This window comes from Psychrobacillus sp. FSL K6-1267 (genome assembly GCF_038003265.1).
In the GTDB taxonomy this organism is placed as follows: Bacteria; Bacillota; Bacilli; order Bacillales_A; family Planococcaceae; genus Psychrobacillus; species Psychrobacillus faecigallinarum.
Window position 1 is genome coordinate 3572333 of the sequence record NZ_JBBOOR010000001.1, and the last position, 24660, is coordinate 3596992.

At 38.7% G+C, this 24660-nt stretch carries 24 protein-coding genes and 1 pseudogene; 9 read left to right on the plus strand and 16 right to left on the minus strand.

Going from position 1 to position 24660, the window contains the following annotated elements; all coding sequences use genetic code 11:
• Positions 1-98: 98 nt before the first annotated feature.
• Positions 99-1511: a VanZ family protein gene (locus MHB55_RS18290; RefSeq protein WP_340863793.1), complete on the plus strand. Its 1413-nt coding sequence runs from the start codon at positions 99-101 to the stop codon at positions 1509-1511.
• 482 nt (positions 1512-1993) lie between these two features.
• Here MHB55_RS18290 and MHB55_RS18295 read toward each other — a convergent pair whose 3' ends face one another.
• Positions 1994-2791, minus strand: a complete 798-nt coding sequence (locus MHB55_RS18295) for an SDR family NAD(P)-dependent oxidoreductase (protein ID WP_340863794.1) — start codon at positions 2789-2791, stop codon at positions 1994-1996.
• Between the two features lie 245 nt (positions 2792-3036).
• Here MHB55_RS18295 and MHB55_RS18300 point away from each other — a divergent pair, with 245 nt between their 5' ends.
• Positions 3037-3891: a helix-turn-helix transcriptional regulator gene (locus MHB55_RS18300; RefSeq protein WP_154312253.1), complete on the plus strand. Its 855-nt coding sequence runs from the start codon at positions 3037-3039 to the stop codon at positions 3889-3891.
• Positions 3892-4320: 429 nt separating this feature from the next.
• Here the strand turns inward: MHB55_RS18300 and MHB55_RS18305 are convergent, their stop codons facing one another.
• On the minus strand, positions 4321-4632 hold the full coding sequence (locus MHB55_RS18305) for a hypothetical protein (RefSeq protein ID WP_340863795.1): 312 nt from the start codon (positions 4630-4632) through the stop codon (positions 4321-4323).
• 155 nt (positions 4633-4787) lie between these two features.
• Between MHB55_RS18305 and MHB55_RS22310 the strand changes: the two are divergent.
• Positions 4788-4970, plus strand: a pseudogene (locus MHB55_RS22310) (hypothetical protein); the annotation flags it as partial.
• Positions 4971-5053: 83 nt separating this feature from the next.
• Here MHB55_RS22310 and groL read toward each other — a convergent pair.
• Positions 5054-6688, minus strand: coding sequence for a chaperonin GroEL (groL, locus tag MHB55_RS18310; protein ID WP_340863796.1), 1635 nt, complete (start codon positions 6686-6688; stop codon positions 5054-5056).
• Between the two features lie 40 nt (positions 6689-6728).
• Complete coding sequence (groES, locus tag MHB55_RS18315) at positions 6729-7013, minus strand: co-chaperone GroES (protein ID WP_144540647.1); 285 nt, start codon at positions 7011-7013, stop codon at positions 6729-6731.
• A gap of 367 nt (positions 7014-7380) precedes the next feature.
• Between groES and MHB55_RS18320 the strand changes: the two genes are divergently transcribed.
• Together MHB55_RS18320 and MHB55_RS18325 are read left to right on the plus strand one after the other, a co-directional pair.
• Positions 7381-8100, plus strand: coding sequence for a CPBP family intramembrane glutamic endopeptidase (locus tag MHB55_RS18320; protein WP_340863797.1), 720 nt, complete (start codon positions 7381-7383; stop codon positions 8098-8100).
• Between the two features lie 98 nt (positions 8101-8198).
• A complete protein-coding gene (locus MHB55_RS18325; RefSeq protein ID WP_340863985.1) occupies positions 8199-8669 on the plus strand; it encodes a GNAT family N-acetyltransferase in 471 nt (156 codons plus the stop codon).
• A gap of 171 nt (positions 8670-8840) precedes the next feature.
• Here the strand turns inward: MHB55_RS18325 and MHB55_RS18330 are convergent, their stop codons facing one another.
• Positions 8841-9476: a redox-sensing transcriptional repressor Rex gene (locus MHB55_RS18330; protein ID WP_340863798.1), complete on the minus strand. Its 636-nt coding sequence runs from the start codon at positions 9474-9476 to the stop codon at positions 8841-8843.
• Between the two features lie 127 nt (positions 9477-9603).
• Here MHB55_RS18330 and MHB55_RS18335 point away from each other — a divergent pair, with 127 nt between their 5' ends.
• On the plus strand, positions 9604-11535 hold the full coding sequence (locus MHB55_RS18335; protein WP_340863799.1) for an ABC-F family ATP-binding cassette domain-containing protein: 1932 nt from the start codon (positions 9604-9606) through the stop codon (positions 11533-11535).
• A gap of 483 nt (positions 11536-12018) precedes the next feature.
• On the opposite strand, the gene tsaD is transcribed toward MHB55_RS18335, so the two are convergent.
• The 6 genes from tsaD to MHB55_RS18365 form a co-directional block, all read right to left on the minus strand.
• Positions 12019-13038, minus strand: a complete 1020-nt coding sequence (tsaD, locus tag MHB55_RS18340) for a tRNA (adenosine(37)-N6)-threonylcarbamoyltransferase complex transferase subunit TsaD (RefSeq protein WP_151112597.1) — start codon at positions 13036-13038, stop codon at positions 12019-12021.
• Positions 13035-13493 (minus strand): ribosomal protein S18-alanine N-acetyltransferase, encoded by a 459-nt coding sequence (gene rimI / locus MHB55_RS18345; protein ID WP_340863800.1) that lies wholly within the window; start codon positions 13491-13493, stop codon positions 13035-13037. Before rimI ends, tsaD begins: the two co-directional genes overlap by 4 nt.
• On the minus strand, positions 13483-14169 hold the full coding sequence (gene tsaB, locus MHB55_RS18350; RefSeq protein WP_340863801.1) for a tRNA (adenosine(37)-N6)-threonylcarbamoyltransferase complex dimerization subunit type 1 TsaB: 687 nt from the start codon (positions 14167-14169) through the stop codon (positions 13483-13485). The genes rimI and tsaB overlap by 11 nt, the downstream gene beginning before the upstream one ends.
• Positions 14166-14615 (minus strand): tRNA (adenosine(37)-N6)-threonylcarbamoyltransferase complex ATPase subunit type 1 TsaE, encoded by a 450-nt coding sequence (gene tsaE, locus MHB55_RS18355; protein WP_144540623.1) that lies wholly within the window; start codon positions 14613-14615, stop codon positions 14166-14168. The genes tsaB and tsaE overlap by 4 nt, the downstream gene beginning before the upstream one ends.
• A 491-nt stretch (positions 14616-15106) precedes the next feature.
• A complete protein-coding gene (locus MHB55_RS18360) occupies positions 15107-15517 on the minus strand; it encodes a YugN family protein (protein ID WP_144540620.1) in 411 nt (136 codons plus the stop codon).
• Positions 15518-15591: 74 nt separating this feature from the next.
• On the minus strand, positions 15592-16218 hold the full coding sequence (locus MHB55_RS18365; protein WP_340863802.1) for an SGNH/GDSL hydrolase family protein: 627 nt from the start codon (positions 16216-16218) through the stop codon (positions 15592-15594).
• A gap of 108 nt (positions 16219-16326) precedes the next feature.
• Here MHB55_RS18365 and MHB55_RS18370 point away from each other — a divergent pair, with 108 nt between their 5' ends.
• Positions 16327-17379: an acyltransferase family protein gene (locus MHB55_RS18370; protein ID WP_340863803.1), complete on the plus strand. Its 1053-nt coding sequence runs from the start codon at positions 16327-16329 to the stop codon at positions 17377-17379.
• Between the two features lie 596 nt (positions 17380-17975).
• Here the strand turns inward: MHB55_RS18370 and MHB55_RS18375 are convergent.
• Genes MHB55_RS18375 through MHB55_RS18385 form a run of 3 tightly spaced genes read right to left on the minus strand, consistent with a single transcriptional unit; the run spans position 17976 to position 20947 of the window.
• Positions 17976-18797, minus strand: a complete 822-nt coding sequence (locus tag MHB55_RS18375; RefSeq protein ID WP_151112585.1) for an ABC transporter ATP-binding protein — start codon at positions 18795-18797, stop codon at positions 17976-17978.
• Positions 18794-19798: a FecCD family ABC transporter permease gene (locus tag MHB55_RS18380; RefSeq protein WP_154312247.1), complete on the minus strand. Its 1005-nt coding sequence runs from the start codon at positions 19796-19798 to the stop codon at positions 18794-18796. The genes MHB55_RS18375 and MHB55_RS18380 overlap by 4 nt, the downstream gene beginning before the upstream one ends.
• Positions 19799-19816: 18 nt before the next feature.
• Positions 19817-20947: an ABC transporter substrate-binding protein gene (locus MHB55_RS18385; RefSeq protein WP_144540606.1), complete on the minus strand. Its 1131-nt coding sequence runs from the start codon at positions 20945-20947 to the stop codon at positions 19817-19819.
• 206 nt (positions 20948-21153) lie between these two features.
• Between MHB55_RS18385 and MHB55_RS18390 the strand changes: the two genes are divergently transcribed.
• Together MHB55_RS18390 and MHB55_RS18395 are read left to right on the plus strand one after the other, a co-directional pair.
• Positions 21154-21795: a phosphate starvation-inducible protein PhoH gene (locus MHB55_RS18390; protein ID WP_340863804.1), complete on the plus strand. Its 642-nt coding sequence runs from the start codon at positions 21154-21156 to the stop codon at positions 21793-21795.
• The gene (locus MHB55_RS18395) at positions 21792-22397 is read left to right on the plus strand and encodes a hypothetical protein (RefSeq protein WP_340863805.1); all 606 of its coding nucleotides are present in this window, start codon (positions 21792-21794) and stop codon (positions 22395-22397) included. Before MHB55_RS18390 ends, MHB55_RS18395 begins: the two co-directional genes overlap by 4 nt.
• 104 nt (positions 22398-22501) lie before the next feature.
• On the opposite strand, the gene purU is transcribed toward MHB55_RS18395, so the two are convergent.
• Together purU and MHB55_RS18405 are read right to left on the minus strand one after the other, a co-directional pair.
• Positions 22502-23407, minus strand: a complete 906-nt coding sequence (gene purU, locus MHB55_RS18400) for a formyltetrahydrofolate deformylase (RefSeq protein ID WP_340863806.1) — start codon at positions 23405-23407, stop codon at positions 22502-22504.
• A gap of 122 nt (positions 23408-23529) precedes the next feature.
• Complete coding sequence (locus MHB55_RS18405) at positions 23530-24348, minus strand: 3D domain-containing protein (protein WP_340863807.1); 819 nt, start codon at positions 24346-24348, stop codon at positions 23530-23532.
• Between the last annotated feature and the right edge of the window lie 312 nt (positions 24349-24660).

Genomic DNA, 24660 nt, shown 5'->3' on the forward strand with positions numbered 1-24660 from the left:
TAAACTTATTACTCATAAAATCTTAAGATTTATACTAACAGCCTCTTAAGAATTCCTTGCTACGATAAACGTACCAAAATTTTTGGAGGTTACGTTTCATGGATTTACTGAGTATAGTGTCTGGTCTTTTACCGTATATAAAATATGCTATTTTCATTTTCGTCACCTTAATGATTGGCTACTTCATATTTAAGAGCTTTTTTCAGAAAAAATATACAATACATCTATCTAAATTTATTTTTATCATTTTACTAATTTGCTGGGGAATTGTTGTATTAGGTATCACAACTTTAAATAGACCGGCAATGTTTGCAGGTCAGTTTAATCTTAGTCTTTTGAGTAGCTATGTAAGTTCATGGAACAAATGGTCAGTGTCTGAATTTCAGCTAATCATCTTTAATATGTTAATGTTTGTGCCATTAGGAGTACTCTTACCGTTAATTCACCAAAAAAACAAATCGTTTTCGCGTGTACTAGTTATAACAATTGTATTCACACTTTTTATTGAAATTTTCCAATTTGTTTCAGGTAAAGGAATTTTCGAATTGGATGACCTTTTGCATAATACAATAGGGAGCTTAGCTGGGTACTTTTTCGTAATGGCAATCATATTAAGCATAGAGCAACGAAAGTTAAAATTTGCTCCAATTGTAAAAGCTATATCTATTCCTATTTTTTTTGTTGCATTATTTGGTGTAGCAAACGTTATATATAATGCACAGGAATTTGGAAATCTGCCATTCGAGCCTTCAGAAAAACAAATTATGGATCAAATAGATGTCGAACTGGAAACAAAGCTCTCCAACAAATCATCGAACGCTTGCGTTTATTACAATTCAGATGTTAAAGATATGAAAAATTTAAAATCCATCTCTCGATCCATTGCACAACAATTTGATTTACAACAGCAAGGCGGCATCCGCAGGGAAGGAGAAAACCGTCAATTAAAATTTATAGATGATGAAGGCCTTGTCTATTATTTAACTTATTTCATGTCAAATGGTTTTTGGTCCTTTTCCTCTGAAAATTACAGTGAACAGCCGACAAAAGTTGATATTGAACAACAAAAGCAGGTTATAGAAAATTGGTTAAATAACGAAGGTTTATTCCCAAGTAACGCTATCTATCAGCAGCAGGATGAACGTACAATTCGTTGGGATTTAGCTGAAGCAGTGGATTTACAAACTGTATGTGATGATTTTTCTCAAGGTTTCCTCGTAATCACACTCTCTGATCAGCAAATACCCGACAACATAATCTACGATGTTAGTAACAATGAAATGGTTGGGAAAGAGAAAATCATTTCACAACAGGAAGCATATGAAGCTTTGACAAACGGAAAGTTTAACTTATTCAATCCTTTACAAAAAGGAGATACGCTAACAATAACGGATATTCAATTAGACTATACTTATGATACTAAAGGTTATTATCAGCCTATCTATGTCTTTACTGGCAATGTTAACGATCCAGACTCCACAGTTGAAATATCAATTCCAGCTATTCAGTAAAAAAACAGCACTTACTTTGGTTAGCTAAAGTAAGTGCTGTTTTTAAATTTATATTTTAAATAGTATGGAAGTGCCTAAGAAGAGCTTAGAGTCATATTTTAGTCTTGATATGTATATAAATATACTTCTTCAATATCAAAGTTAAAATCAGAAATAAATGCTCTTGCTAAAAAATGGAAGAATATACTATCATCAAATCTATCCTCGGTATCGGTGAAAAATACCAGCATGCACAAAGTTTTATTTTTTCATCACTTTTTAAAAATAGAAAAATTCAAATTCTTCATCTGTTTCAGGTTCTTCTCCTTCTGTATGGGGGCGGGATTACTATGATGATATGGTTCCCCGTGCTGACTGCAACGGTAAGTTTAAGAGCCATCCTTAACGCGATGGCTCTTTTGAAGATTATATGACTTACTGAACTGAGGCACGTCAGCGTTGCATCCTTCTCCCCTATCTCTGTAGAATAGGCTAAACCACTATCAGTACTTTTTTGGCTTTGACATACGTTCCATGATCAAAGCTACCCTGCGTCTGCTAAAAAATCGGATCATTTGAGCCATAAGGTAATTGTTACGGCCATCGATGATATAGCTGCGTCCCTGGTCAATCCCGCGAAATCCGGCCTTTACAACCTTCTCCGGGGTCGAGAGCTTTTGACCCGCCCCCATCTCCTCACTGCCAACCGCATCGAAAAACCCCGTCTCGGTTGCACCTGGGCACAGCGCGAGCACGCGAACGCCTCGCTCGCGCGTTTCCGCCCATAACGCCTCAGAGAAGGACAATACAAACGCTTTGGTAGCCCCGTAAACTGTAGAATAAGCACAAGGCATAAACGCGGCCATCGAAGCCACGTTAACGATGACTCCGTCCGTCTGCCTCAGCATATTAGGCAGCAACCGATGCGTAAGATCGACTAATGATGCCGTATTCAGCATAATCTCTTCCTGCTCGCGCTCCGGATCTAATTCCTCGAAACAGCCATAAGTGCCAACGCCTGCGTTGTTGATGAGAATATCGACCGACAAGCCCAGTTCAGAAATTTGTTCGGCCAGTTGACGCGGGGCATTCGCTTTGGATAAATCACAAGCCAACGCATATGCCTTCACGCCATACTGGAGGTTTATTTCCCCAGCCATTGCATCTAGTTTGTCTTTGGAGCGCGCTGCCAGAACGACATGACAACCTCGTGCCGCCAGTTCTTTGGCATACGCTTTCCCGATTCCAGATGAAGCACCGGTGACTACAGCTAACTTGTTTCTATAGGCATACTTTTTCACGAAACAAAACCTCCTATCGACAGCACTTCTCTGTCGTAATATCTTAATCGTACCGTCCGCAGAGGTTGTTAACCACATTATGTCTATACTATTAGCGGGATTAACAGGCATCCGTTCTCGGAGAAGGTTATATCCTGTTGCAACAGACACTTTAAAAAGATATAATGTTCGTGCATTAGTATATTTGGTTAATTTTTCTAATTTTGATTTGTATTCTCGCATAGGATTAATAGGAGGTCATACATGTGAAAACGAATCATTCCTCATCCGCATTGGGTGAATTCATTAAATCACGCAGGGAACGGTTGCAACCCTCAATAGCGGGGATAAAGCCGCTTCCCGGACGAAGACGCACCCCGGGGCTTCGAAGAGAAGAGGTCTCCTATCTTGCTAATTTAAGCGTGACTTACTATACTTGGCTGGAGCAAGGCAGAGAAGTTAATCCTTCGCCGGAAGTATTACTAAATATCAGTAACGCACTGAAGTTGGATGAAGACGAACAAAAGCATCTGTTTGATTTGGCAAATGTAGACCCGGCGAGCGCAGGTGCAGTACTAAATAGCGAAAGATCAGATACCGGTTTTTTGCAAACTATCGTCGATCAATTGCATTATCCTTCTTTCGTCACAGACGAAGGAACAGATATTATTGCATGGAATCGGGCAGCGGAACTAATTATAGCCGATTTCGGTAGTCTGCCGATAAGCGAACGGAATATGATGAACATTATGTTCTTTAATACGGATTACAGACAAAGACTGGTAGATTGGGAGGGGTTTGCCCGGTACATGACGGCGATGGTGCGGGCAAACTTAGAACGTTATAAGGATAATCCATTGTATATGGAACGGTTCGAACGATTGAGGCTGGAAAGTGAGGATTTTGTGCATTTCTGGGATCTCTATGAAATCAAACAAAGGCGGGTCGCAACAACTATATTTCGTCTTCCAGACTCTCAGGAGATGGAGTTCGTGATCCATTCCGCTTCTGTAATCGATAACGACCCTGGCCTGCACTGGTGTTTCTACGTCCCGGTGCCCGAATCAGGTACAGAAGAGAGTTTATTGCGTCTACTGGAGCGAGACAATAAGCGGCATTAGTATTACAGCCAGCAAATGATGACTAAATCTCAACGTCTATTCCAAAAAACCTGCCGTTACTTATGACACTTTCTCCATAAAAGACTAGGAAAACTCCTTTTAAAGCATACTAATACAATACCTATATCTTTTGTTTCCTTAAAGAAAATAGTTACACTTCTTATTGAGGAGCCAATCATAAATTTAGTGACTATAGCATACAGAAGGCTCTCGTGACTTTCTCGACAGCCTTTTAGCTATGATCATGATTCTATTGGTTACTTGTTTGTTTTTCTTTACTCCCACCAATGATTCTGTGCACTGAACCCAACGTCCAATAGTTTAGCGTTCCCAGAAACGGTAATCGTAATTTCGTTTACATTAATATATGGTCTACTTGTTTCAGGATTTACCACGTAAAAAAATGAAATGATTATATGTTCTGCCTCTTTATAATAGAGTTATTTGGTTTCCATCTACCACTATAGTAACTTCTCCCTTGGAACTACCCTTGTCTGGCATCCCAACATAAGAATATAACGTCTCATTTTCCTTGTTCCCCAAGATGTAAGTGTATGATTTGCTTTTACCATCTTCACTAGTATACACGTTCATTTTGGGTTCTATTTTCTTCCCAGCTACAGTGAAACTTGAAAGATTTCCAGTCATAGGCATGATTTCATTCATTTCATTCACATCGTGTAATGCTTGTATCGGACTTTCTCTTTTCTCTATAACATAATTAATAGTTTCCGAGATCACGATTACTCCAACTAGAAGAACACCGGCGCTCAAGAGGAAGGATGTCGATTTCTTAAATCATAAAGAAAAGTCATTGTCGATGAAGATGTCATCAATACCTTGACGGAACATAAAAAAGTTCTAGAGGGAGTCATTAATCGGTTAGATGATCCTTACTAACACCGCATAGCTAAGACATACCCATACATCGCTACTTGCCGAGGTACGTGTGTCACTAGAACAAATTATGGGTCGTCTCGGTCATACTGACAATCAAAAATATCTATCTCCATGTCACCCGAAAAATGAAAAAAGAAGCCTCTCAAAAGTTCGCTGAACTCATGAGAAGCCTCCGTTAATTTACATCTATGTTAGCAAAATGCTAGCATTTCACTCTCACCTTACATACAAACCCATACATATCAAGGGTTGAAGCGGCTTATTACATCATGCCGCCCATTCCGCCCATGTCAGGCATACCCATGCCGACAGCGCCTGCTGGTTCTGGGATGTCTGCTACTACTGCTTCTGTAGTTAAGAATAGAGAAGCTACAGATGCAGCGTTTTGTAGAGCTGAACGAGTTACTTTAGTTGGATCTACGATACCTGCGTCGATCATGTTCACCCATTCGCCAGTTGCTGCGTTGAAGCCCATGCCGATGTCTTCGCGTTTTAGACGATCTACTACGATAGATCCTTCTAAACCAGCGTTGTTAGCGATTTGACGAACTGGCTCTTCTAATGCACGAAGTACGATACGAATACCAGTTGCTACGTCGCCTTCTTTTGTTTCTGCAAGCTCAGCTACTTTGTTGTATACGTTTACTAGTGCAGTACCACCACCAGATACGATACCTTCTTCTACAGCTGCGCGAGTTGCGTTAAGTGCATCTTCAATGCGAAGCTTGCGTTCTTTTAGTTCAGTTTCTGTTGCTGCTCCTACTTTCACTACAGCTACTCCACCAGCAAGCTTAGCAAGACGCTCTTGAAGTTTTTCTTTATCGAATTCAGAAGTTGTATCTTCTAATTGGCCACGGATTTGAGCAACACGGCTAGCGATGTTTTTTGTATCTCCGTTACCTTCTACGATTGTTGTGTTGTCTTTTGTTACTACTACTTTAGAAGCGCGTCCTAATTGAGTGATGTTCGCAGATTTTAGGTCTAGTCCTAAATCTTCTGTGATTACTTCTGCACCAGTTAGGATAGCTATATCTTCAAGCATTGCTTTACGACGGTCACCGAATCCAGGAGCTTTAACAGCTACTGCATTGAATGTTCCGCGTAATTTGTTTACTACTAGAGTAGCTAATGCTTCCCCTTCTACATCTTCAGCGATAAGTAAAAGTGGTTTGCCTTGTTGAACTACTTGCTCAAGCACTGGTAAGATTTCTTGAATGCTAGAGATTTTTTTGTCTGTGATTAAGATATATGGATTGTCTAGGTTAGCTTCCATTTTATCTGAATCAGTTACCATGTATGGAGAAGCATAACCGCGGTCGAATTGCATACCTTCTACGACATCAAGCTCTGTTGTGAATCCTTTAGATTCTTCGATTGTAATAACTCCATCGTTACCAACGCGCTCCATAGCTTCAGCGATTAGCTCACCAACTTCTTCATCACCAGATGAAATAGCAGCTACTTGAGCGATAGATTCTTTACCTTCGATTTGTTTAGAGATTGCTTTTAGCTCTGTCACAGCAGAAGCTACAGCAAAGTCGATACCTTTACGAATACCAACTGGGTTAGCTCCAGCAGTTACGTTTTTAAGTCCTTCACGAATCATAGATTGTGCAAGAACAGTTGCAGTTGTTGTACCGTCACCAGCGATATCATTAGTTTTAGAAGCAACCTCTGCCACTAATTTCGCACCCATGTTTTCGAATGCATCCTCTAGCTCGATATCTTTTGCGATTGTTACACCATCGTTAGTGATAAGTGGTGAACCAAATTTTTTCTCTAGAACTACGTTACGACCCTTTGGCCCTAAAGTTACTTTTACAGCGTCTGCTAATTTATCTACCCCACGTAGCATTGCGCTACGAGCGTCTTCACTAAATTTAATTTCTTTTGCCATGTTAATATGCCCTCCTAATTTTTCTTTTTAAGTTCTTTTATTAGCCAATTACAGCAAGAATATCGCTTTCGCGTAAGATTAAATAGTCGTGGCCTTCATATTTTACTTCAGTTCCAGCATATTTAGAGAAGATAATACGGTCCCCTTCTGCTACGTCTAATTCAACGCGGTTTCCGTTTTCTAGTACTCGTCCAGTACCTACTGCAACGACTTTACCCTCTTGTGGTTTCTCTTTAGCAGAGTCTGGAAGTACGATGCCAGATGCTGTTTTTTCCTCAGCTTCGATTAATTCGATTACAATACGATCACCTAATGGTCTTAACAAGTGAAACTACCTCCCTAAAATAGTTGAATTTATTTTTATTAGCACTCTCACACTTTGAGTGCTAACACACTTATAATAATAATTAAACTTAGAAGAATTTGCAAGTGAGAACATCATTTTTTTTAATAATTTTTAACGCTCTAATCCTCAGTTGGTTTAAAACCTATGAGGCTTCTAGTTTTTGAAAACGAAGATACTAAAGTTGACTATTAAAGATGATTATAAAATGGCTAAGGAGCGATTTTATTTTAGTTTTCCTTTACAATAAGGCTAAGGCTAGTACATCTTACAAAAGCAAGATTATCTATTTACTATCCTGATTAGTAAACTTATAAAAGCAACTGCTATAAATAGAAAGGATATTTAGATGAAACAACAAAAGACAGGTTTATACATATTAATCACCTACTGTGTGATGCAGCTCTCCGGTGCATTATTTGCTCCACTTCTACTAATAATCTTTAACTATTTCGGCTTAGAAAACGCAAGGTACTTAGCTTCTGGATGGTGGGTTTTCCTTGGAATGGGAATTGCTACAGTTATCACCTTGCTTATGATTCGCCAAGACAAGAATTTTATACGACCTCTAAAAGGGAAGGCATCCGGTCTTCCCGGAGCAATTGGCTGGGGAATTCTTGGCTTTCTCATGGTTTTGTACGGCCAAACATTAGCTGCTAATATTGAAATTAGATTTTTTGGTATAGAAGCTGGTTCTGAAAATACGTCGCAGTTTATGGATCTTGGCAATTCAGTACCTTTTGTCTTTTTCTCCATTGTGCTCTTCGCACCTATTTTAGAGGAGCTTATATTCCGTCGCATCATTTTCGGAACTTTACTGCCTAAAACGAACTTCTTTGTAGCAGCGCTCGTTAGCTCACTGTCCTTTGCCGTCATTCACTTTGAGTTCACACACATACTAATATATGCTGTGTCTGGGTTTATATTCGCTTTCATTTACTATAAAACAAAGCGAATTATCACCTCTATTATTGCCCATATGCTACTTAATGGATTCGTAGTAATTGTTCAACTGTATAATGAAGAGATCGTCAACTTTTTAGAAAAACTTGCTGAGTTGCAGCAATAAGGGGTAATCATAATGACTTTTTCATTTGTAAGTTTTCCTACAATAGAAACAGAAAGAGACTCATCCTTCGAAAAGCAATCGAACGGGATGCAAAGGATATTTTAGAGTTATATTCTAATGAAAACGTAGTACAGCATATGGCAATCGGTCCCTTTACTTCTGTTGAAGATGCAAAGGGCGAAATTAGTTGGTACGAGAAAATTTTTCTCGAACAAACTGGTATGCGCTGGGTAATAGAAGATAAAATAACCCAAAAAGTAATCGGTACTTGTGGTTATTTAAACTATGAGGCTGAGCATAAGCGTATAGAAATTGGCTATGATCTTTCACCTAAAGCTTGGGGAAAGGGAATTATGACGGAGGCGCTTAAGCCCATCATTCGTTTTGCCTTTCATGATATGAACATGAACAAAATTGAAGCTCAAGTTACTTCAGAGAATGATGCCTCCCTTCACCTTTTGAGTAAGCTAGGTTTTCACAAAGATGGAGTCTTAAGACAGCATGAGTTCGAAAAGGGACGCTATATCGATCTTGCTATCTATTCCCTACTAAAAAGCGAATATAAATAGGAAAGCCCTCGACTAGATAATAGTCGAAGGCTTTTTTTCTTAAAAGAAGATTGGTATCAGCGCTCACCTTGCCCCTCGAGGTCAAATGGATAAAAGCACCGGTGGCTGAGGAACTGCCTCCTCGCTTTTCTCCATTTGCTTGTCGGGGCAGACATAGGCGCTTGCGCTTTCTTAGATCTCGTTTCGAATCATGTAGATGAGTGTTTGAAGTTCAACTGAAAGATCAATCGTATGTACGCGAATCTCATCTGGAGTACTTATAGGGACTGGAGTGAAGTTTAAAATCCCTTTTACATTGGAGCCCACTAAAAGATCAGCTACTTCCTGAGCCGCACGACTTGGAAGTGTAAAAATCACTAATTCAATTCCGTATTCCTTTAGCTTTTCCAACATCACACTAGAATGAAATACAGGAATGTCACTAATAATCGTTCCTTCGAGTGGTGCCTTCGTATCGAATGCCACTACAATTCTAGTATTATGGTTTTTTTGAAAGTTATATTTTACAAATGCTGTTCCTAAGCTACCAACACCTATTAGTGCCACCCGTGCCGCTTCATCTTGGTCTAGTGTCTTTCTGAAAAACTCAAGTAGATGAGGTACATCATAGCCGTACCCTTTCTTTCCTAGCGCACCGAAATGAGAAAAATCTCTTCGAATGGTTGCTGAATCTATCTTCATCGCTTCACTTAGCTGTTGGGATGAAACTCTTTTATGATCTGCATTTTGAAAGCTTTGTAAAAATCTATAATATAAAGGAAGTCGTTTCATTGTCGCTTGAGGAATGCGAGGTACATCACGTTTCATAAGTGTCCTCCTATTGTATAAGGCAAATTCATTTTTACACGTTACCTTTCTTTTATTGTAAAGGGAGAACGTTGCAACGACAAGTCCTATCTATTACACTTAGGATAGAATTGAGGTGCAAATTAACGTGATTGTTTTACAAGTAAACCAAGTAACTAAATCCTTTAACGGTGAAGATATATTAACAAACGTAAAGTTAGAAGTTCAAGACCGCGACCGAGTTGCACTGGTTGGGCGTAATGGTGCGGGAAAATCTACTTTACTTAAAATAATTGCTGGAGAAATGTCATACGATTCCGGTGACATTATTATGCCTAAAAATATTAGACTTGGCTATTTAGAGCAGCATGCGGGTCTTGAATCGAAGCTGACGATTTGGGAGGAAATGAAATCCATCTTTAGTCATTTGATTGATTCCGAAAGAGAACTGCGCTCACTAGAAGCACAAATGGCTGACCCTTCTATCTATGAGGATTCAGAAGCCTACGCTAGAGTTGCAGCTACCTATGACGAGCTTCAGCTTGCCTTTAATGAGGCTGGTGGATACCGCTTTGAATCGGATATCCGTTCCATCTTGCATGGTATGCAATTTTTCCCTGAGGATTATGATAAGCCAGTACAAGCATTATCCGGGGGACAAAAAACGAGATTAGCATTAGCTAAAATGCTGTTGAGCAAGCCCGATTTACTTATACTCGATGAGCCTACAAACCATTTAGATATTCAAACACTCAGCTTCCTTGAAAATTATTTGAAAAACTATAGTGGTGCCATTTTGATTGTATCCCATGATCGATATTTCCTAGACCAAGTAGTAAATTTAGTGTATGAGGTTTCACGTCATAACGTTACGAGATACGTAGGTAACTATAGCGCCTATTTAACGCAGAAAGCGAAAAATTATGAGCTCGATAAAAAGAAATATGAGAAGCAGCAGGAGGAAAAAGCAAAGCTAGAGGACTTTGTTAGCCGTAACCTGGCTCGTGCATCTACAACGAAGATGGCACAATCTCGAAGAAAGGTTATTGAGAAGACAGACTGGATGGATGCCCCAGATGGCGATGAAAAATCCGCTAACTTCGGCTTTACCATTGACCGTCCTAGCGGTAATGATGTTCTGCGTTTAGAGGATATTGCTGTAGGTTATCCAAATAAAACCGTTTCCTCTAACATCTCATTTTCCGTTTATAAGCAGGACCGCATCGCTTTGGTTGGACCAAATGGTGTCGGTAAGTCCACTTTGCTAAAAACTATTATGAAGCAGCTCCCTTCGGCTGGTGGTCATATTCAATACGGCACAAATGTGCAATTTGGATACTATGACCAGGAGCAGGCAGCTCTTACTGGCAATAAAACCGTCCTTAAAGAGCTATGGGATGAATGGCCTCTGATGAATGAGAAGGATATACGCAATGTGCTAGGTCGCTTCCTCTTCTCTGGAGACGATGTACAAAAAACTGTGTCTAATCTATCCGGTGGAGAAAAGGCTAGACTTGCACTTGCAAAACTCATGCTATTAAAGTCGAATACACTTGTACTAGATGAGCCTACTAACCATTTAGATCTAGACAGCAAGGAAGTCTTGGAGAATGCATTGCTTGATTTTCCTGGAACGATTATTTTCGTATCACATGACCGTTACTTTATTAATCGAATTGCAACGAAGGTAATTGAACTTTCCTCTGATGATGCCACCCTTTTCTTGGGAGACTATGATTATTATTTAGAGAAAAAGGAAGAGCTCGAGGAAATCGCCATGGAAAATGCAGTGGTTCAAAACACTGTAGTTCAAAAGGTCAATACGTCTACAATTGATAAAGAGGCGAAGAAAAAGGAACGCCAGCTACGTCGTCAAATTGAGGAACTAGAAGGACAGATTCCTTCCATAGATTCAGAAATTGCTTCTATTGAAAAGAAGCTATGTGATCCAGAGATATTCCAGGATCATGAGGCAGTCCAAAAGCTACAAGGCGAATTGGATATACTAAAGGTAAAGCAAGACACAATCTCCAACGAATGGCTGGAGCTACAGGAACAATTAGAAGAGATTACAGGGTAAACCGATTGACTCGGTTTACCTTTTTTTATATGGGGAAAAATAATAATGTCGAACGGTCCGATTTTAGAGAGAAACCGACCAATTTTTGGGGTGAACTGTCCAATTATTTGCTCAAACCGTCCGATTTTTGGAGATTGTTCTGCGCTCCTTCTGAAAGCATATATAATAGCCTTGTTGTATTTTGTCGAACACTGGCATATATATAGGTCAAGTACCTTTTTCAACAAATTCTTTTTCCACATATTTATTAACATCAAAAATACTGTTATATCAATCTATCAACAGGTTTATCCACATTATCCACAGTTTTAAAACAAACTTTTCCACAAGGTGTAAGCATAAATAACCACAATATATTGAAAAAACACAACTTACTAACAAGTTATTCACAGATTGTGCATAAGTACGAATGTTCTCTATTGACAACAGAAATAATACGTGGTAAAAAATCCTCTTTTCTTGTCGAAGAAAAGAGGATTTCATTTAGTTCCAACTATTTAGTTCTAACCCTGGTCTTCCATTCATCGACAAATCTCCCGTTTGCCCTGCTGAGTACTTAGAGCTCCCAGCGGCTGCGATCATTGCGGCATTATCTGTACATAAATTTATAGGTGGTACATAGAATGGAATGTTTTCTTTTTCAAAGGCTTCTTCTAAAGATTTACGAAGTCCTTTATTTGCGGCTACTCCACCAGCAGCAATTACCTGCTTTACATTGAACTCTCTAGCTGCTCGTACGGTTTTAGTAGTCAGTACTTCTATTACACTTTGCTGGAATCCAGCTGCTAGGTGGTTTGGATTGATCTCTTCCCCACGTTGCTCCGCATTATGCTGATAGTTGATGACTGCCGATTTTAAGCCACTAAAGCTAAAATCATAAGAGCCTTCCTCTAGCCAAGCTCTTGGAAATGAAACTGCTTCATCGCTCTCATTCGCCAGACGATCAATATGTGGACCACCCGGATAAGGAAGATTCAAAACTCTTGCAACTTTATCATAAGCCTCACCAGCTGCATCATCGCGTGTTTCTCCGATTAGCTCAAACTGACCGTCTTTCTTCATCAATACTAACTCGGTATGCCCTCCCGAAACTACTAGAGCAAGTAACGGGAATTCCATCGGTTGGACTAATGCATTTGCGTAAATATGTCCTGCGATATGGTGGACGCCTACTAAAGGAAGGTCATTTGCAAACGCGAATGCTTTTGCTGCGTTTATTCCTATTAAAAGTGCCCCAACCAGTCCAGGTCCTTCAGTCACCGCTACTGCATCTAGTTCCTGCGGTGTCATGTTCGCTTGCTTCAATGCTTCTTCGATAACCAGCGTAATCTGCTCCACATGATGTCGAGAAGCAACCTCAGGCACTACTCCACCGAATCGTTTATGACTTTCTATTTGAGATGCTACTACATTGGTTATAATCTCTGTTCCATTTTTGACGATGGAAGCTGCGGTTTCATCACAGCTCGTTTCTATTCCTAATATATATTGATCTTTTGTCATTTGAATTCCACCCACATTACAAGAGCATCCTCTTGTGTATCTGTATAATAGTTTTTTCGAATGCCTCCGTCTTGGAAGCCTAGCTTATAATATAAGTTTTTTGCGACTATATTGGATACGCGCACCTCTAATGTCATGAGGACTACTTTTTGCTCCTTCACGACACGAATAGCCTCGCGCATTAAGCCTTCCCCAATTTTATGTCCTCGCATCCGCTCAGCAACAGCCACGTTCGTGATATGACTTTCATCCATAACAATCCACATTCCACAGTAGCCAACAATATCCTTTTCCTCTGTTTCTGCTACTAAATAGTAGGAATATAGATTGGTCGACATTTCATGCTCGAATGCTTCTCTAGTCCAAGGAAGAGTGAATGCTTCTTCTTCTATTAAAAGAACCTGGTCAATATCTTCTATTGTCATTTTGCGATAGGTGATAGTTTTAGTTTCCATTTTTCTTCTGCTCTTTCATCCAGTTTGCCTCTGCCTCAGTTATTCGCAAATATTCTGGCACCGCTGTATGTACATTTGTAGGCTCCATGCTTTGAGCAATTTCTATTAGAACAGCTGCACTTGGTAAGGAGAACGCCGCTCCCGCCTGTTTTACCTTATCACCAAGCACCTCATTTATTTGTTCCCAATGAAGATTTACATCCATTCCAACAAATAAAACAGGCTGCTCCATTTCATCTAACAAAGTTAACAGGTCTACCATCGACATATGAGCTTCCTTCACTGTTTCTCCGTTTACATAAATTCCTGCAAATACATTTCCACGTCGCGCATCCATAATTGAACAAACTGCACCTTGGAAATATGGCGCATTCCCAGCTAGCACCTGTAGGCTTGAAACAGAGTAAATCGGAAGGTTCAGCGTCCATGCAAGCGTTTTGCCAATTGTTACACCAATTCGCACTCCCGTATAAGAGCCCGGGCCTTTTGCAACAGCAATCGCATTTAGCTCACTCGGCTTGATGTTAGCTTTTTTCATGAGTTCCTCTATCGCGGGCATCGTTCCAATAGAATGAGTTACCTTCACTGAGGATTTATATTCCGCAAGCACCTGTCCATCTTTCACGATTGCTACTGCAAGCGGTGTATGAGATGTATCTATTCCTAACCAAATCATTCAAAAAGCTCCTCACATAATTGTTCATATCGTTTCCCAAAGGGTTCAAACGTAAATCTGCGTTTGTCTCCTTCTAGTCGGTGAATCTGTATCGCTAAACGTTCTGATGGTAAATCATCCTGTATTAAATGAGCCCATTCGATAATACTTACCGCTTCACCATAAAATAGCTCGTCCCAGCCTAAATCTTCATCACTATTAGCTAATCGGTACACATCCAAATGATTTAAAGGCAATCTGCCCTCATATTGCTTCAATATAGTAAACGTCGGACTGTTCACATTTCTCGTGATTCCAAGCCCCTTCGCCACACTTTTCGTAAAAGTTGTCTTTCCCGCTCCAAGGTCTCCCTCTAATGTCAGGACATCTGCAGGATTTAGTTTTTCAGCGAGCTGTCGGGCTAATGCTTCCGTCTCCTGCTCCGAATCAATCAATCGTTCATACATCGTCGATCGCTTTCCTTTCAAGTACAAATCTATTTGACTCTATTATAAAGAATTACAGCTCATAATGTAACTATAGGGCATTTTTGTCGAGAGATCTCTTAAACAAATTTACGAAAATCTGTTTTGCAATAAACAGTCCGCTCACTGGACTTCGAGACTATTTACTACAATCTAATCGATTTTTACGACAATCAGAGCTTGGATTACTACAATCCACGTCTGGTTTACTACAATCAACCCGTAGTTTACTACAATCCTATATCCGCTCTACATTTTCCCTCTGTTTTACTACAATTCCATCGTTTTTTACGACAATTCATGCCTGAATTACTACAATTCCCTCGTAGTTTGCGACAATCCCCTTCCAGTTTACTACAATCCCCAATCTACTCTCCCTCTCTCTCTCCCTCTCCCATGCAAATTTTCTCCAAACACTCCAAAACGCAAAAGGACCGCCTCACATCCCTTGTGAGACAGTCCTAAGTAAGATTTTATTGCAGTAATCGAAGCACTTTTTGAACTTCCTGCTCTCCAGCATGCTCCCAACGGTTTTTGTCAGTGATATTGCCATCCTGATCAACAGGCGACTGAAACTGATCGAAGCCAGTAGTGGTAAGCAATGAATTTTCATCCTTATCTAAACCGACGTTTACGACATGCTTAATCAAATAGGGGGACTGGAATCTAATGTGTGCATCAGAATCATCAAGCATCCCTTGAGTCACTGTAAAGGGAATTCGAAGGTAGATTGTTTCACCTTCCTCGCGACAGAGGATAGAGTCAAAGCTACCTTTATGGTAATCCCAGTTTCCTCCGATTGAATAGCCTAGACTTGAGATACGATCCTGTAAATCTCCAAAATTTGCGAACTTACCTTCTAGTTCTGTGTTAAGCTGAAGCATTTGCTATCACTCCTTCATATGAATTCTCGTTTATAGAGTTTCCCAAAGCGAGCGATAACATACAGATGAGAAAATCATTTTTCTTTTTCAAAAAATAAGCTAATGACCTTTTCAAAAAGCCCTTTTTTTGGTGGATCTCGATTTATTTCTACGAGCTTATTTGCGATTAAATCAGACAATATTTCGTATCCCGCCTCTCCAAAATGGAGGCCATCATCTTTTTCTCCAATTAAAAGCTCCTTGTAGTTTTCTCTGGAATACATAGCGGTAAAAAAATCGATATAGTGACTTCCAGTTTCTTTGGCGACCTCATTTACTACAGTTGCATACCTTTGTAGTCTCTCATTAGTGCGATTTTCTTGTAAGAATTCATCTACAGGAGCTGGAGTGATGAGAATAGTTTTATGGGGACCAATTACTTTAGCAAATGTACATAAGTTTCGCTTATACTGCTCAATGTCTACTAATCGATGTGAGGCAGAATCATTGGCTCCAAATAGAACAGTTACAAAATCTGGCTTTTTCGCAATAACATCTGCGGCAAAGCGCTCGATTGCCTGTTCGGTTGTATTTCCCGAAACTCCAGCATTAATAAAGTCATAGTCAGGCAATTTATGAGATAGCTTAAACGTTAGCGCTGGAGCAGAGTAACCTTCTTTTCTTGCGGTGATACTGTCACCAAAGCAAACGACAGTAGTCATATTACAAACCTCCAATCTATTAATTTTTATATTTTTATAGTGCTCTATAAGTTTATATTCACTAAAAAACGGTTATACAAACATATAAGACTGCCTTGGAGGAACATCATGAATAAAAAAAGAGTTACTTGGGTAGATGTCACAAAGGGTTTTTTAATGATTTTAGTAGTTATAGGTCATTATCCTGGTGAACTAAACTTCCCATTATCCAAATATATCTATTGGTTTCATATGCCAGCTTTTTTCTTACTAAGCGGTATATTTTTTAAGGAAATTAAAGAAGATGAAGCATCTAATAAAACCGTCAAAAAGAGATTCTTACAGCTTATGGTTCCGTATCTATTTTTCCTTTTATCCATTACCAGCATTCGTTACGGAATGGAGGTAGCTCAAGGTAATTATAATATATCTTGGTATCTTCAAGATTTATGGAAGCTAATTATTGCAGGAAGATTTGTACGAGGTGCATACGGAGTTTTCTGGTTTGTAACCACTTTATTCTTTACGTATTTACTATTTATGTGGATGACTAAATATTTAAGCAAAACAAAACAAATAAGCCTAATCGCTATTTGCTATTTAGCTGCACATTTGCAAAGTATTTTTGCTAGAGAAGTAATTAGTGAATCTGCAGTAGAGTCAGCACAATCTATTCCAATGGTATGGAATTTAGATGTAGTATTAATGGCAGTTGTATATTTCTCCTTAGGTTATTATGGTAAATCTCTTTGGATGAATGTAACCAAGCCTTGGCTTTTCAGTGCAAGCTTTGTAGCGTTTAGTATGATTCTAGCTGACCAAAACGGATTAATCAATTATAAGCTAAGTATGAAATTTTTACGATATGACCATATGTTATTAGATTTAATCGTTCCGATCTCCTTTATCATCGTCATTGTCGGTCTTTTCCAAAGAGTTACGAAGATTATTTCGTTAGATTGGTTAAGAAAAATCGAAAATCATTCCATTGCAATTATGTACTTACATATTTTTACGGACATGATTTTAAACGATTACGTTGATTATGGAGTCGTCGGTTACACTATATTATGTACTCTAATTCCAATTATTATTTCGGTCATTATTCAAAACGTTATCCCATATGGTAAATTTTTGCTAGGAGATATCCGCGCAAAAAAACCAATGCAAATAGAAATTTAAAAACCGCCATTTTGGCGGTTTTTTGATGTTTCAGTAAATATTTTCTAAATAAAAACTTTACGAACAAGAACATTTGTTCTAAAATGTGTTATAATAGAAAAAGCAATTGCATACCAGGTTGGGCGGCGGTCACTTCTTTCAAAGGGGTGATGCCAATGACAATTTACGAAACGATGAATTTGTTAATGCAGCTAAGTGCTGTCTTTCTAACAGCTTTTTCTATCGTAGTGACATTGATTATTTTCTTCATAAAAAAGAAATAACCGTCCCCTGGCAAAGGTTTGACGGTTATTTCTGACCTAGGACCAACCGCTCTTTCTGCGGTCTGCATATTGTTGGACTGGATATTGCAGTATCCAGTCCTTTAACTTACTTGCTTATTGTTATTATATACAGAAAGCAATGCATATTCAACTCATACTGGTCAAATATGCCTTACTTCTCTGCTTTTTACTAATAGATTTCATTACTAATGGATTACTTCATTTTATGCAACTATATTTTATATGTGTATCCTAAACAGTACAAATCTTAGATTATATAAAAAAGAATAGACATTTAAACGTCTACTCTTTTCTGATTTCTTCAACTCGCCCCTAATAAGTATCATTTCCGAAATATGTAGGCACCACGGTTTCATAAACCTGTCCGTCCAATTCATGTCTTAGACGCTTTACTTCAATTTGGAAATAATTCAAAATGTTTTCTTCCGTCATAACCTCAGAAACACTTCCGGTTATCACTGGCTTTTCTTTGGCGACCATTAAAACTTTATCTCCTAGATAAAATGCATGGTTGGCATAGTGTGTATTGATGACACAGGCTAACCCTTTTTCTTTCACTAACCTTTTAATTGTTTGTAGTATAATCTTTTGCTTTTGCATATCTAGATGCGATTCAGGTTCGTCCAATACTAAAATTTCTGGCTCTGCCACTAATGTTCGAGCGATTAATGCTAATTGCAGCTCTCCCCCACTGACAGATGTACAGGATTCCTCTGCTAAATGCTTGATGCCTACAGAGTCTAATGCTTCTAACGCTAAAGCATAGTCCTTTTTAGATGGCTGGGCGAATGAGCGAATGTAAACTGCTCTTCCCATCGTCACTAAATCTAAAATGGAATAGCTGAACGTCATACTCGAAGCTTGAGGAACGTAACCAATTTTTGTCCAGACTTCCTTAGAATTCATATTAGAAAGCGGCTCGCCATCGAGTAAGGTTGCCCCTCTTTTCCAATCCTGTAAACCCATCATGCATTTTAATAGAGTTGTCTTCCCTGCACCATTTGGGCCAAGTATGGACAATATTTGACCAGGATGAAGCTCAAAGTTGATATCATTTGCATAAAGTAGTTTTTGAGCATCAGGATTTTTGGCTTTTTTGTAAAAATAATTGCCGTCCTTTACCTGTAATATCATTTCCAGCCACCTCCTGTTTTACGAAGTAAATATGCGAAAAAAGGAGCTCCGATAATAGCTGTCAAAATAGAAAGTGGGATTTCAGCTGCCGTTAGACTTCGAGCAAGATTATCAATGACTAATAAGTATACTGCTCCTATGGAAATAGATGCAGGAAGGACATATTGATTGTTACTCCCTACAATCATTCGAGCGATATGTGGGATAATCAGCCCTACCCAGCCAATGATACCAGCTATTGAAACTGCAGCCGCAGTGATCAAGGTTGCCCCTAAAATAATTAGCCATTTCAGCTTGTTTACAGAAATACCTAATGATAATGCCTCTTCCTCCGAAAGGGAAAGGATATTCAATCTCCAGCGCAGCACATACAAAATTAGTATTCCAACCAAAATAATTGGTCCACCAATCATTAAATCGCTATAGCTTGCAGTACCAAGACTACCCATCAACCAATATGTTATTGCTGGCAGCTTTTCTTCAGGATCAGCTAGGAACTTCACGAGAGAGATTAAGGCCTGAAACAATGCACTAGTAACTACTCCTGCAAGGACAAGCATAAATATAGGCATATCTCGTTTTACTCCACCTATTAAAAATGTGAAGCCAATTGCAAGCATCCCCATTACTAATGCAATGATTTGCATCGTAAAGCTATTACCGAATAACAAAATTCCAATTGATGCACCAAATCCTGCACCAGCGGAAACACCTAAAATATCAGGGCTAACTAAAGGATTGGCGAACATTCCCTGGAACGCTGCACCGGCGATAGATAAACCTCCACCGATCAGCATAGCTAATAAAATTCTCGGCAAACGGACATTCATAACGACTGTTTCTTCCATATTAGACCATGTTTGCTCCATTGGTATTATTTGTGAAAGTAATATTTTGATTTGAACAATGAAATCAATTTGATACCGGCCTACCCCAATCGAAATCAGACCAACTATGACAGGCAATGTCCAAAGTAATATCTTGATTAATTTAGACTTCATTTTTAAGACACCTTTGTATTAGTATTTTGCTGCTTCCGATGGTGGATTTAGAATTTCTTCCACTTGTGTATCAGTTAAATCATAACTATAGTAACGTTTGTAATAGTCTTTTATTTCTTCGTTCATGTCATACGTAAACAAATCTGGATGATTTTTTTGAGCCATCCATTTTAGCATCAATGGTGCATCTCCACTTGGTGGATACCAGCGATAAATACCGAGCGGCATTTTATAAACCTTTTTATCTTGAACTGCCTTTACTTCACTCCAGTCTTGGCTTTCGAAAACGTTGTTATACAAGTCCTCAGGCTGAGTTTCTGTAAAATTAGTGATATAAATGATATCAGGGTTCCATTTATAAATTTGCTCCATATTTACTGCTTTAATACCATCGACCTCTTCTGCTGCAACATCAATTCCACCAGTAGAGTTCAACCAACGGTTACCGTGCATACCTGTTCCAGCTACAGAAATCTCTCCATTATTATGGTATTGCAATACCATTACTCGAGGCATATCTTTCTCTTCAATACCTGCTTCGTCCAACGTGTCATAAATCATTTGTTGATTTTCTTCACCCTCTGCAATTATCTCTGCAGGTCGATCTGTTACACCAGTAATCTCTCCAGTTAAGGTTAACCAGCGATTCAATGTATCTAACGGGTTAAGTGAGTCAGTAGCAGTGTCTAATGCGACCGTTGTTATCCCCGTATCTTCAAGTTTTTTCACCGTTTTTTCTTGATTAGCAATCTCAAAATATACATCTGGATCTAAAGACAATAGCTCCTCTACATTTACTTCACCATTTTCAATAAAGTTCGTTTTAGCATCTAGAATAGATGGTGAAATTTCCTTTAAAATAGAGTGAGAAGCTGCATTATAAGAATTTGGATGTATCCCTGCAATCTCCTCAGTAGAATTTGTAGCTATAAACCATGTAGAGAAGTATGGTAGTATTCCACCCATTACAATGCTATCCAATGTTCCTGGTATCTCTACCTCTCTATTTAATTCGTCTACAATTAGCTTCGTTTCTTGGCTAGCCTCTAAATCCTTACTGCCCACTTCATTATCATTATTACCGCAGCCTGCTAGCAATAACGCTATGGAAGCCGATGCAATTAAATATCTATATGTACGTTTCCTCATTACATTTGTCTCCGTTTCTTATTGAGAATCATTTTCAACTACTAACTAACTTATAATAATTATCCCAAAAGGTCAAGAAAGCTTATTAAAAAAATAATATTCAGAATGCAATATAGTAAAATTTTGTCTTTTCATATTTTTAATTTTTGTGTTATGATGCAAACAAATGAGAATAGTTATCAATTAAATTTAATGGAGGGCTCTTTTTGGCTAACTCAAACAGTATTCTATATTTGGATCCAGGTCATGCCTTTGGATTGTCCAACCGTACCAATCCTTTCATGAACAAACATTTTACGATTATCGATCAATACCAATTAACTCAACATAATCTAGAGCCATACTGCTGTATAGTAGTTCACGATTTTGCAGACCAAGAGTATTTATATAAAAATAGAGCAATTATTCAAGGCTTTTTAGAGGCAGGTAAAATTGTTATTTTCGGGGGACATTTATTTAGAGAGTGGCTTCCTGGTTGTCCTATTTTTACTCCTAGAACTATTGAATCCCATGAAGATTACAATGTATATAAGAAAATAGATCATCCCATTTTTGAAGGAGTAGACACGGATGATATGACCTATAACAAAGGTGTGGCAGGCTTCTTTGCTAGGGTGACACACTCCCCTGTTCCAGCTGGTTCAGATGTACTTCTGACTTTCCGAGACGGAATGGCTATTACATATATTGATAGACAATCAACGAAAGGCACGATTTTAGTCCATTCTGGTCGAGATCTTTTCGCTCATCGCATGCAAAATAAATCGACAGATCGCATTAGCACTCAGCTGCTTCAATGGATTCAAGATGAATATCAGGTATTACAAAAGGGAGGCAGCACCAAATGAGAAAAATTGCCGTGATTTACAGTGGACATGCGCCTCATCACCGGACTTTTAATGAACCAAAATATAAGCAATACATTGACCGACTAATCTATTTCCCTGAATTCCAGGATGCTTCATTAGAGGGAGTAGATGTATTGTTTGTGCCCTCTCAATTGAATGAGCATTTATTGATGAATGCGAAGGCGAAAATTCATGCTTTTGCTAATGATGGAGGAATTGTATTAGCCTTTGGGCCTCAGCCCTGGGAATGGCTCCCAAATCAAAAATGGGAAGAACGTGAGACTAATTTTTGGTGGTGGCTAGAAAAGGACGCAAAAAGTGGTTTAGTGTTAGCTGATCCAGAATATGATTTGTTCAACTATATAACCTTGAAAGATGCAACTTGGCACCAGCACGGTGTATTTTGGCCAGTGGAAGGTGCTCAAAAGCTGATCACTACTGAGGACGGAGGAGCTGTTCTTTACGTTGATAAGGTCAGCACAAAGGGTACTTGGATTATTACTACACTTGACCCAGACTATCATTTTGGCTCTTATTTCATGCCCGCAACTGAACGATTCCTAGATGGCTTTTTACCTTGGCTTGCTAAAGGTAATATATAAAAGAAACCTGTATCGAGATAAATCGATACAGGTTTTTTATTTATATTTCCTTCGCTTGAAATCTCTAGCGATTTACTAATTAAAGCTCCCACTATGGGTTCTATTTAATGAAATACGATTGTTTTATTGCCCTCTACAATTATTCGGTTTTCCAAATGCCATTTTACAGCTCTTGCAAGCACTCGTCGTTCGATTTGTCGTCCAAGTTTCTTAAGGTCAGTCACATCATCCCGATGGTCTACTCGTTCCACATCTTGTTCGATGATTGGCCCTTCATCCAAATTGTTTGTTACATAATGAGAGGTAGCGCCGATCAGCTTTACTCCTCGTTCATATGCACGTTCATAGGGACCAGCTCCTATAAATGCCGGCAGGAATGAATGGTGGATATTGATAATGCGATTCTCAAAATGAGCTACAAAATCAGGAGTGAGTATTTGCATATATCGTGCCAAGATTAATAAATCCACCTCATATTGCTCCATTAAGCGAATCTGCTCCTCTTCCACCTGCTTACGAATTTCTTTGTTAGCGGGAATATAGTGAAATGGAATTCCTAAAGACTCTACCATCGGGCGAGCCGTTTCATGATTGCTTATGACAACAACAATATCAGTGTCCAGATCACCATTTTGCCATTCCCATAGAAGTTCAATTAAACAATGTGGTTCTTGAGAGACAAAGATTGCAGAACGAATTCGCTGTGCTGGATATGAAAACTTATATTCCATCCCGTGGGTATGTGCTACTTCCTCAAAATCCTTTTCCATTTGAGCTGCCTTTGCCACTAAGTTGTCCCCGTGGTACGCAATTCGTATAAAGAACATCCCATTCTCAGGATTGCTTGAATACTGACTAGACTCTATGATATTGCATTCATGCTCATATAAAAAAGTAGATAGCACTGATACAATACCCGGCTTATCTACACATTTTACTAGTAGGCGTCCTCGATTTTCCAAAGTATTGTGATGCGTATTCAACACTTGCTTAACTTGTACATCGTCCATTTTTTATAACACCCTTTACGTAAATATTAATTTTCTCATTATCCTTCATTTTGAAAATCTTCACAAGTGCTTTATCTTCGACCAGAGAAAAAGCCTATGTAATATTTACATAGGCTTCTAACTTAATCTAAAATGATTAATTTAACTTGCTTTCTACCCCATTGCATTGCATTTTCATAGGATGGCATAAATACATCAATTTTATTACCTTTAATAGCCCCACCAGTATCACCTGCAATTGCCTCTCCATAACCTTCCACCCATACTCTTGTCCCAAGTGGAATTATACGTGGATCAACGGCAATTACTTTTTCGTCGGGATTGGCTCTTAAATCAATACCGTAGGCAGTTGTACCCGAGCATCCTGTACAATAGGCTGTATAGGCTGTTGCTTCCATCGTCATCTCAATGGAACCATCTGTTTTTGGTGCTTCTGCTACAACTGGTGCAGATACTTCAATCTTTGTCGATGCTGCGCTTGGAGCTACTGGCTCATTTGGTGGAGCAGTAACCCCCATCACCTGTCTCTTCGGTGAATCCTCCGATTTCCCAGTTCCTTGCTTCACTATTAATTCATCACCTGGAAATATTAAATCTCCTGTTATATTATTCATATTCATAAGTTCGCTGAGTGACAAATCATTTGCTAGAGCAATCCTATAGAGGTTGTCCCCCTCGGTAACCGTGTAAATTACTGGCTCAGAACGAAGTTTCATAAGCAATTTCATTGCATATAAGTCATCAAAATGTATATTAAAATCATCCATCTCAGTTTCTAAGTCAGTTTCTTCGTCTACTAAATTCCTTTGGTCTGAAGCGTCGGTAAGAAGAATCATTTCATCCCTTTGATCCGTAGGGGATAAAACATTCGATGCGTGCGCTACTGAGTTTGTAGTTAAAGTAATTAGCGCAACGAATAAAATAGTCCTAACCTTGAACATAAAGTTCCTCCTTTGTACCTCTTTTCGTAAACTCTCTAGAGTATTGCCCCAAAACTTTAAAAAACAAACCCTCTAAATAAAAAAATAGAAGGTTTCGTTCGAAACAACTAAAGTTTTTAGAGAAACAAAGGACTTTATATCATAATAGATTGAGATTAAATTCATCAAATTCCTATTAATTCCACATTATAAAAATATCATAAATAGTCATTGTATTAAATAAAAATACCCATTTTTTCTAAATAAAACAACCCCTTTTCAACATCTACAAAATTGTATTTTCATTTAAAAATAATCGAATATTCACACTTT

Coding starts and splice junctions, on each gene's coding strand:
- MHB55_RS18290 (WP_340863793.1), top strand. CDS start 99: ATGGATTTACTGAGTATAGTGTCTGGTCTTTTACCGTATATAAAATAT.
- groL (WP_340863796.1), bottom strand. CDS start 6,688: ATGGCAAAAGAAATTAAATTTAGTGAAGACGCTCGTAGCGCAATGCTA.
- MHB55_RS18320 (WP_340863797.1), top strand. CDS start 7,381: ATGAAACAACAAAAGACAGGTTTATACATATTAATCACCTACTGTGTG.
- MHB55_RS18330 (WP_340863798.1), bottom strand. CDS start 9,476: ATGAAACGTGATGTACCTCGCATTCCTCAAGCGACAATGAAACGACTT.
- tsaD (WP_151112597.1), bottom strand. CDS start 13,038: ATGACAAAAGATCAATATATATTAGGAATAGAAACGAGCTGTGATGAA.
- rimI (WP_340863800.1), bottom strand. CDS start 13,493: ATGGAAACTAAAACTATCACCTATCGCAAAATGACAATAGAAGATATT.
- tsaB (WP_340863801.1), bottom strand. CDS start 14,169: ATGATTTGGTTAGGAATAGATACATCTCATACACCGCTTGCAGTAGCA.
- tsaE (WP_144540623.1), bottom strand. CDS start 14,615: ATGTATGAACGATTGATTGATTCGGAGCAGGAGACGGAAGCATTAGCC.
- MHB55_RS18360 (WP_144540620.1), bottom strand. CDS start 15,517: ATGCTTCAGCTTAACACAGAACTAGAAGGTAAGTTCGCAAATTTTGGA.
- MHB55_RS18365 (WP_340863802.1), bottom strand. CDS start 16,218: ATGACTACTGTCGTTTGCTTTGGTGACAGTATCACCGCAAGAAAAGAA.
- MHB55_RS18370 (WP_340863803.1), top strand. CDS start 16,327: ATGAATAAAAAAAGAGTTACTTGGGTAGATGTCACAAAGGGTTTTTTA.
- MHB55_RS18375 (WP_151112585.1), bottom strand. CDS start 18,797: ATGATATTACAGGTAAAGGACGGCAATTATTTTTACAAAAAAGCCAAA.
- MHB55_RS18380 (WP_154312247.1), bottom strand. CDS start 19,798: ATGAAGTCTAAATTAATCAAGATATTACTTTGGACATTGCCTGTCATA.
- MHB55_RS18385 (WP_144540606.1), bottom strand. CDS start 20,947: ATGAGGAAACGTACATATAGATATTTAATTGCATCGGCTTCCATAGCG.
- MHB55_RS18395 (WP_340863805.1), top strand. CDS start 21,792: ATGAGAAAAATTGCCGTGATTTACAGTGGACATGCGCCTCATCACCGG.
- purU (WP_340863806.1), bottom strand. CDS start 23,407: ATGGACGATGTACAAGTTAAGCAAGTGTTGAATACGCATCACAATACT.
- MHB55_RS18405 (WP_340863807.1), bottom strand. CDS start 24,348: ATGTTCAAGGTTAGGACTATTTTATTCGTTGCGCTAATTACTTTAACT.